1 protein-coding gene is annotated in these 9,219 nt (G+C 72.9%); it reads left to right on the forward strand.

Translation table 11 applies throughout. The features are described from left to right. The first annotated feature begins 16 nt into the window (after positions 1–16). Positions 17–9,181 carry an SDR family NAD(P)-dependent oxidoreductase gene (locus tag ACFYWM_RS40040; RefSeq protein ID WP_389925590.1) on the forward strand — a complete coding sequence of 3,055 codons (9,165 nt, stop codon included), beginning with the start codon at positions 17–19 and terminating at the stop codon, positions 9,179–9,181. The last annotated feature ends 38 nt before the right edge of the window (positions 9,182–9,219 follow it).

Raw genomic sequence — 9,219 nt, forward strand, 5'->3', positions numbered from 1 at the left:
GCTGGCCGGGCTGCACGTGCACGGGGTACCGCTCGACTGGCAGGCGGTGTTGCCGGGTGGGCGGCGGGTGGAACTGCCCACCTACGCCTTCCGGCGTCAGCTGTTCTGGCCGGCCGGCAAGCGGGCCGGTGATGCCCGAACCCTGGGCCTGGCCGCGGCGGAGCATCCGCTGCTGAGCGCCTCCGTCGACCTGGCCGACTCCGACGGTGTGCTGCTGACCGGCCGGTTGTCCGTGCGGTCGCACCCGTGGGTGGCCGATCACGTCGTGGGCGGGATGGTGGTGTTCCCCGGCACCGGGTTCCTGGAGCTGGCGATCCGGGCCGGTGACCAGGTCGGCTGCGACCTGGTCGAGGAGCTGACGCTGACCGCGCCGCTGGTGCTGGGCGAGGACGAGGCCGTCGCGCTGCAGGTGTCGGTGGGGGCCCGGGACGAATCGGGCGGGCGGGTGCTCGGCGTCTATGCCCGCCCGGCCGAGGCTGAAGATCACACACCGTGGACACGGCACGCCACCGGCATACTGGCGGCCACCGGCCCGGTCGCCGGCGGACGTGGGCGGGATGCCGGGTTCGACGCCACGGAGTGGCCGCCGCGGGGCGCGACCGCGATCGAGCTGGACGGGCTGTACGACCGGCTCGCCGAGGGCGGCCTCGGCTACGGACCGATCTTCCAGGGCCTGAGGGCGGCCTGGCGGGGCGGGGACGGCGAGGTGTTCGCCGAGGTCGCCCTGCCGGAGCATGTCGCCGACGCCGGCTCGTTCACCATGCATCCGGCGTTGCTCGACTCCGCGCTGCACTCGGTGCCGTTCGCCGGGCTGGAGGCGGCGGGCGGCAGGTTGCCGTTCTCCTGGAGCGCGGTGAGCCTGCGGGCCGGAGGCGCGTCGGCACTGCGCGTGCGGCTGGCCAGGATCGGCGCCGACGCGGTGTCGCTGACCGCAGTGGACGCCGCCGGGGCGCCGGTGTTGTCGGCGCGCTCCCTGGTACTGCGTCCGGTCTCGGCCGACCAGCTCGCGGCGGCCTCCCATGACCGTGGGGTGGAGCGGGACTCGCTGTTCCAGCTGGACTGGGTCACCGTGCCGATGACGGTCTCACCGGTGGACGCCGTGATCGGGCTGGAGGTGGCCGAGCTCACCGGCGATCTCGATTCGCTGGAGCTGCCGTTCGGCAGGGTGCCCGAGCTGGTGACCGTCGAGGTCGACGTGGCCGGCTCCGCGGATGTGGTGGGGTCGGCGCACGCGCTCACCGCACGGGTACTGGGCCTGCTGCAGCAGTGGTTGGCCGACGAGCGGTTCAGCGACTCGCGCCTGGTGTTCGTCACGCGGGGCGCGGTCGCGACCGGTGCCGGCGAGACCGTGCCGAATCCGGCCGCGGCCACCGTGTGGGGACTGGTCCGTAGCGCCGAGGCGGAGAATCCGGGTCGCTTCCTGCTGCTCGACGTGGAGGAGCAGGAGACGGCCCTGTCGGCGCTGCCCGTCCTGCTGGCCTGCGGTGAACAGCAGGCGGCGGTGCGTAACTACGAAGCGCGGCTTCCGCGCCTCGCCCGGCTGTCGCGGGATGAGCATGCCGCCCGGGCCTGGAACCCGGAGGGCACGGTGTTGATCACCGGCGGCACCGGTGGCCTGGGCGCGCTACTGGCCCGGCACCTGGTGACCGAGCACGCGGTACGGCACCTGCTGCTGGTGAGCCGCAGCGGCCCGGACGCTCCCGGTGCGGCGGAGCTGCGGGCGGACCTGGTCGCGTACGGGGTCGAGGTGGAGATCGTCGCGTGTGACGTGTCCGATCGGGATCAGGTGGCGGACCTGCTGGCCGGGATCGACGCCGGGCATCCGCTGACGGCGGTGGTCCACACCGCGGGGGTGCTGGACGACGGGACGATCGCCTCGCTGACCCCCGGGCGTCTGGGCGAGGTGCTGCGTCCCAAGGTGGACGCGGCCTGGTACCTGCACGAGCTGACCCGGGACGCGGACCTGGCGGGGTTCGTGGTGTTCTCGTCGGTGGCGGGGACGTTCGGCGGGGCGGGGCAGGGCAACTACGCGGCGGCCAACGCCTTCCTGGACGGACTGGTCCAGCACCGGAGGGCCGCGGGGCTGCCGGCGGTGTCGCTGGCCTGGGGTCCGTGGTCGCAGGAGGTCGGGATGACCAGCCGGTTGTCGCAGGCGGACCTTCAGCGGTGGAACATGAGCGGCCTGTTGCCGATCTCGCCCGCGCAGGGCATGGCGCTGTTCGACGCGGCCGTGGCGTCCGGCGAACCGGCGGTGGCCGCGGTCCGGCTGAACATGCCGGCGTTGCGGGCGCACGAGGAACTGCCGCCGATGCTGACCGGCCTGGTTCCCGCCGTACGCCGCTCGACGGCTGCCGCCCCGCGGGCACGGAGCAAGCTGCTGGAGCGACTGGTTTCGCTGGGGGCCGCGGAACGCTTCGAGATCCTGCTGGATGTGGTGCGGATCGAGATGGCGCTGGTGCTGGGCCACACCACGCCGGACGCGGTGGAGGTGCGGCGGGAGTTCCGCGAGCTGGGCTTCGACAGCCTCACCGCGATCGAGTTGCGCAACCGGCTGAACACCGCGACGGGACTGCGCCTGCCGGCCACGCTGGTGTTCGACTACCCCACGCCGACCGTGCTGGTCAGACATCTGCTCGACGAACTGCTGGGGGCGCGGGCGGACGTCCCGGACACGGCGCCGCCGGTGCTACCGCCGGTGGCCGACGACCCGATCGTGATCGTGGGTATGGCGTGCCGCTATCCGGGCGGGGTCGCTTCCGCCGAGGACCTGTGGCGGCTGGTGATCGGGGGTGAGGACGGGATCAGCGAGTTCCCGACGACCCGAGGCTGGGATCTCGACGGGTTGTACAACCCGGACCGGGAGCGCCGAGGGACCAGCTACGTGCGCGAGGGTGGTTTCCTGCACGAGGCGGGGGAGTTCGATCCGGGGTTCTTCGGGATCTCCCCGCGTGAGGCGCTGGCGATGGATCCGCAGCAGAGGTTGTTGCTGGAGGTGTCGTGGGAGGCGATCGAGCGGACCGGGATCGACCCGGCCTCGCTGCGCGGCAGCCGTACCGGTGTGTTCGCCGGAGTGATGCACCATGACTACACGTCGAGCCGTCTGGAGTTCCCCCCGGACGTGATGAGCTTCATGGGGACCGGTACCGCCGGAAGCGTGCTGTCCGGCCGGGTCTCCTACCTGTTCGGGCTGGAGGGCCCGGCGGTGACGGTGGACACCGCGTGCTCGTCGTCGCTGGTGGCGACGCATCTCGCGGCGCAGGCGCTGCGCGGCGGCGACTGCTCGCTCGCCCTGGCCGGTGGTGTGACCGTGATGGCGACCCCGGGAGCGTTCATCGACTTCAGCGCCCAGGGCGGGCTGGCCGGTGACGGCCGGTGCAAGTCCTACTCCGACGCGGCCGACGGGGTGAGCTGGTCCGAGGGGGTGGGCGTGCTGGTGCTGGAGCGGCTGTCGGACGCCCAGCGCAACGGCCACCAGGTGCTGGCGGTGGTACGGGGTTCGGCGGTGAACCAGGACGGTGCCTCCAACGGATTGACGGCGCCGAACGGCCCCTCGCAGCAGCGGATGATCCGCCAGGCGCTGGCCGGTGCCGGGCTGTCGCCGTCCGAGGTGGACGTGGTGGAGGGCCACGGTACGGGGACGACGTTGGGTGACCCGATCGAGGCGCAGGCGTTGCTGGCGACGTACGGGCAGGACCGGCCGGAGGACCGGCCGCTGCTGCTGGGTTCGATCAAGTCGAACCTCGGTCACACCCAGGCGGCGGCCGGTGTGGCGGGTGTGATCAAGATGGTCATGGCGATGCGTCATGGGGTGCTGCCCCGGACGTTGCACGTGGACGCGCCGTCCTCGCATGTGGACTGGTCGGCGGGCGCGGTGGAACTGCTGACCGAGCCAGCGGAATGGCCGCGGACCGGTCGTCCGCGCCGGGCGGGGGTGTCGTCGTTCGGGATCAGTGGCACCAACGCGCACGTCATCATCGAGCAAGGGCCGTCGGAAACCCCGGAGGTGGCGGCCGAGGGTTCGGTGCCGGTATCGGATCAGGACGTGCCGGTGCTGGTGTCGGGCCGGTCGGTGGAGGCGTTGCGGGCGCAGGCCGGGCGGCTGGCGTCCTTCCTGGAGGACACGCCTGAGCTGGCCCTGGCCGACGCGGCGTTCTCGCTGGCGACGACGCGGTCGGCGTTCGAGCACCGGGCGGTGGTGGTCGCCGGGGATCGCGACGGCCTGCTGGCCGGCCTGCGGGCCGTGGCCGAGGACCGCCCGGGCTCGGGTGTGGTGCGCGGGGTGGCCGGGAGGCAGCCGAGGCTGGCGTTCCTGTTCACCGGTCAGGGCAGCCAGCGGGCCGGGATGGGCCGCGAGCTGTATGACCGTTTCCCGGTGTTCGCCCAGGCATTGGACGAGGTGATCGCCGAGCTTGACCCGCTGCTGGAGGGGTCGCTGCGGGACGTCATGTTCACCGATGCGGAGGCGCTGGATCAGACGGGTTGGGCGCAGCCGGCGTTGTTCGCGCTGGAAACCGGGCTGTTCCGGTTGGTCGAGTCGTGGGGGGTGCGGCCGGAGGTGCTGGCGGGCCACTCGGTCGGGGAGATCACCGCTGCTCACGTGGCCGGGGTGTTGTCCCTGAAGGACGCGTGCGCGCTGGTGGCAGCACGAGCCCGGCTGATGCAGGCGCTACCACAAGGTGGGGCGATGGTGGCGATCCAGTCCTCTGAGGAGGAACTGGCCGGGTTGCTGGCCGGGCGGGAGAAGGAGGTGTCGGTCGCGGCGGTGAACGGCCCGTCCTCGGTGGTGGTCTCCGGGGTGGAGGAGGCGGTTGTGGAGATCGCCGCGGCTCTGGAGGGGCGGGGAATCAGGACGAAGCGGCTGCGGGTGTCGCACGCGTTCCATTCGCCGTTGATGGACCCGATGCTGGAGGAGTTCCGCTCGGTGGCGCACGGGCTGACCTACGATCGGCCGCAGGTTCCGGTGGTCTCCACCCTGACTGGGGAAGTCGCCTCCGCCGAGCGGTTGTGTTCGCCGGAGTACTGGGTGGAGCAGGTGCGTGGCGCGGTCCGGTTCGCCGATGCCGTCCGGACGCTGTACGCGCAGGGAGTGCGGGCGTATCTGGAGGTGGGCCCCGACGGTGTGCTGACCGCGATGGCCGCCGACACGCTCGCGGCCGAGTCCGACACGGACGCGGACGAGCCGGACGCCGTGCTCGTACCGTTGTCGCGCAAGGACCGTGACGAGCCGACGGCGGCCATGACGGCCCTCGCCGGGCTGCACGCGCACGGGGTGGCGATGGAGTGGCAGGCCGTCCTCCCCGGCGCCCGCCGGGTCGACCTGCCGACGTACGCCTTCCAGCATCGGCGGTTCTGGCCCAAGGGACCGGCGTCTCGCGTGGGGAACGTGGCCGCCGCGGGGCTGGTGGTGGCCGGCCATCCGCTGCTGGGTGCGGCCGTGGGATTGGCCGACTCGGACGGGGTGCTGCTGACCGGGCGGCTGTCGCTGCGGTCGCATCCGTGGTTGGCCGATCACGCGGTGGGCGGGACGGTGATCTTCCCGGGGACCGGGTTCCTGGAGCTGGCGATCCGGGCCGGGGACCAGGTCGGCTGCGACCGGGTGGAGGAACTGACCCTGACCGCGCCGCTGGTGCTGGGCGAGGCCGACGCGGTCGCGCTGCAGGTGTGGGTGGGCGCCGCACAGGAGACGGGTCATCGGAGCGTGAGCGTTTACGCTCGCTCGGCCGAGGCCGCCGACGACGTGCCGTGGGTGCGGCACGCCACCGGCACGCTGGCCGTCGGGACTTCGGCCGCCGGTGTCCCCGGTGTCGGGCCGTTCGATGCGGCGGTGTGGCCCCCGGCCGGTGCGACCGTCGTTGAGGTGGACGGGTTGTACGAGGGGCTGGCCGCGGGCGGGTTCGAGTACGGCCCGGTGTTCCAGGGGTTGCGGGCGGCCTGGCGGGGTGAGGGTGGCGAGGTGTTCGCCGAGGTGGCGCTGCCCGAGCAGGCGGTGTCGGGCGCGGGCGCGTTCGGGGTGCATCCGGCGTTGCTGGACGCGGTGCTGCACGCGGTGAGCTTCGCCGGGCTGGAGCCGGTGGAGGGCGGCCGGTTGCCGTTCTCCTGGAGTGAGGTGAGCCTGCACGCGGGCGGTGCGTCGGTCCTGCGGGTACGCCTGGCCAGGACGGGTGACGACTCCGTGTCGCTGACGGCGGCGGATCCCGCAGGGAAGCCGGTGCTGTCGGCACGTTCGCTGGTGCTGCGGCCGGTCGCGACCGACCGGCTCGCCGTCGGCCGTGGTCGTGACGCAGAACGGGACGGGCTGTTCCGGCTGGAGTGGAGTGCGCTTCCCGAGGTTTCGACTGCCGATCCGGTGTCGGTGGCGGTGGTGGGTTTCGCGGGATGCGAGGCGGATGTGTTGGGTCTCGCGGCGGCGTGGGAGCCGGTGACGGTCCATCGCGACCTGCGGGCGCTGGGGGAGGCGGGGCCGGTGCCGGGGGTGGTGCTGGCCGAGGTCGCGTCCGGGCGGGACGGGGATGCCGCGGTCTCGGCGCGTACGGTGACGGCCGGGGTGCTGGGGTTGTTGCAGGGGTGGCTGGCCGATGAGCGGTTCGCCGGCTCGCGGCTGGTGGTGGTGACGCGGGGCGCGGTGGCCGCCGGGGACGGTGAGGCGGTGGCCGATCTGGGCGCGGCCGGGGTGTGGGGGCTGGTGCGGTCGGCCCAGTCGGAGAATCCGGGCCGGTTCGTGCTGGTGGATGTGGAGGAAGGGTTGTCCTCGCCGGTGCTGGCCGGGGTGCTGATGTCGGGCGAGCCGCAGGTGGCCGTACGTGACGGCAGGGTGAGGGCGCCGAGGCTGGCGGCCCTGACCTCGGGGGCGGGTCTGCTGCCTCCGCCGGGTGAGGTGGCGTGGCGGCTGGGCAGCCGGGCGAAGGGCAGCCTGGACGCGCTGGAGCTGCTTCCGTTCCCGGAGGCGGCCGGGCCGCTGGGAGCCGGGCAGGTTCGGGTGGCGGTGCGTGCGGCGGGGGTGAACTTCCGGGATGTGCTGGACGGGTTGAACGCGCTGGGCTGGTTCCAGGACAGGGTCGGCCTGATGGGCGGCGAGGCCGCGGGCGTGGTGTTGGAGGTCGGTCCCGGCGTCGAGGACCTGCGGGTGGGCGACCGGGTGGTCGGCCTGGCCGAGGGCGGCTTCGGCCCGGTGACGGTCACTCACGCCCGGGCCCTGGTCAGGATCCCCGACGGGATCTCGTTCGAGCAGGCGGCGACGATCCCGGTGGTGTTCCTGACGGCCTTCTACGGGCTGATGGACCTGGCCGGGTTGCGGGCGGGCGAGTCGCTGCTGGTGCATGCCGGTACGGGTGGTGTGGGCATGGCGGCGATCCAGCTGGCGCGGCGGCTGGGCGTGGAGGTGTTCGCCACGGCGAGTCCGGCGAAGTGGGAGGTGCTGCGCTCGCTGGGCATCCCGGAGGACCACATCGCCTCCTCGCGGAGTCTGGAGTTCGAGGAGCGGTTCCGCGCGGTGTGCGGCGAGGGCGGGATCGACGTGGTGCTCAACTCCCTGACGGGGGATTTCGTCGACGCCTCGGCGCGCCTGCTGCGCCCGGGTGGCCGGTTCGTCGAGATGGGCAAGCTCGACATCCGGGAACAGGAGAGCTTCCCCGGACTGGTGTACCACTGGTTCGACGTGCTGGACGCCGAGCCGGAGCGGTTGCGGCGGATCCTGGCCGAGTTGATGGAGCTGTTCGCGGCCGGTGAGCTGCGGCCGCTTCCCGTCACGGCGTGGGATGTGCGGCGGGGGCAGGAGGCGTTCCGGTTCATGAGCCAGGCCCGCCACACCGGCAAGATCGTGCTGACCATGCCCCGGAGCAGGGAACCGGAGGGCACGGTCCTGATCACCGGCGGGACGGGTGGTCTGGGCGCGGAGGTGGCCCGGCACCTGGTGACCGCGCGCGGCGTGCGGCACCTGCTGCTGGCCGGTCGCCGGGGGATGGACGCTCCGGGGGCGGAGGAGCTGCGGGCCGAGCTGGTCGCGTACGGGGCCGAGGTCACGGTCGCCGCCTGTGACGTGGCCGACCGGGACGCGGTGGCGGCCCTGCTGGCCGGGGTTCCCCGGGAGCACCCGCTGACCGCGGTGATCCACGCGGCCGGCGTGCTGGACGACGGGACGATCGCCTCGCTGACGCCGGAGCGGCTGGAGAACGTGCTGCGGCCCAAGGTGGACGCGGCCTGGCACCTGCACGAACTCACCGCGGAGCTGGACCTGGCCGGGTTCGTGGTGTTCTCCTCGCTGGCCGGGCTGATGGGCGGCGGCGGGCAGGGCAACTACGCGGCGGCCAACGCCTGGCTGGACGCGCTGATGGCCCGGCGCCGGGCACAGGGGTTGCCGGGACTGTCGCTGGCCTGGGGACTGTGGGCGCAAGCCACCGGGATGACCGGGAACATGTCGCGGGCCGACGTGCAGCGGATGGCCGCGGCCGGGCTGCCGCCGATCACCACCGAACAGGGACTGGCACTGTTCGACGCGGCCATCGGCTCGGACTCACCCCTCGTGATCCCGGTAAGGCTCGACCCGCCCGCACTGCCGCCGGAGCAGGTGCCACCGCTGTTCCGCGGTCTGGTGCGCGGCACCCGCCGTACGGCCGCCGCGCCGTCGGCGAACGGGGGTGGTGGCGCGGGCGAGGCGCTGTCCCGGCAGCTGGCCGGCCTGGCGCACCCCAAGCGGATCCGCCTGCTGTCCGACCTCGTCCGCACCCAGGCCGCCGCCGTCCTCGGACACGCCGACTCCACGGCGGTGGAGGTACGGCGGGAGTTCCGCGAGCTGGGCTTCGACTCGCTGACCGCGATCGAGCTGCGCAACCGGCTCAACGCCGCCGCCGGGCTGCGCCTGCCGGCCACCCTCGTCTTCGACTATCCGACGCCCGCCGTCCTCGTCGACCACCTCCTCGCGGAGATCGCCCCCGGCGAACCCGTGGCCGCGAAGCCGTCGTTGCTGTCTGACCTCGACCGGTTCGAGGTCGCGCTTTCCGAGGACACGCTCGACGAGATCACCCGGAACGGCATCGCGACACGGCTCCGGCAGCTGCTGGGGAAGGTGAGCGGGGGCGGCTCAGAAACTAGTGAAATCGCTGTCGAGGACATGCTCGAATCGGCGAGTACCGAGGACATTCTCGGCTTCATCGAAAGCGAACTGGGTCACCTGAAAGAGCTGTGATCCCGGCTCGCCTCGGAGTACTTCGGAGGTACGCGCCG

Origin of the sequence: Streptosporangium sp. NPDC002721, assembly GCF_042888905.1 — a bacterium.
Classification (GTDB): Bacteria; Actinomycetota; Actinomycetes; order Streptosporangiales; family Streptosporangiaceae; genus Streptosporangium.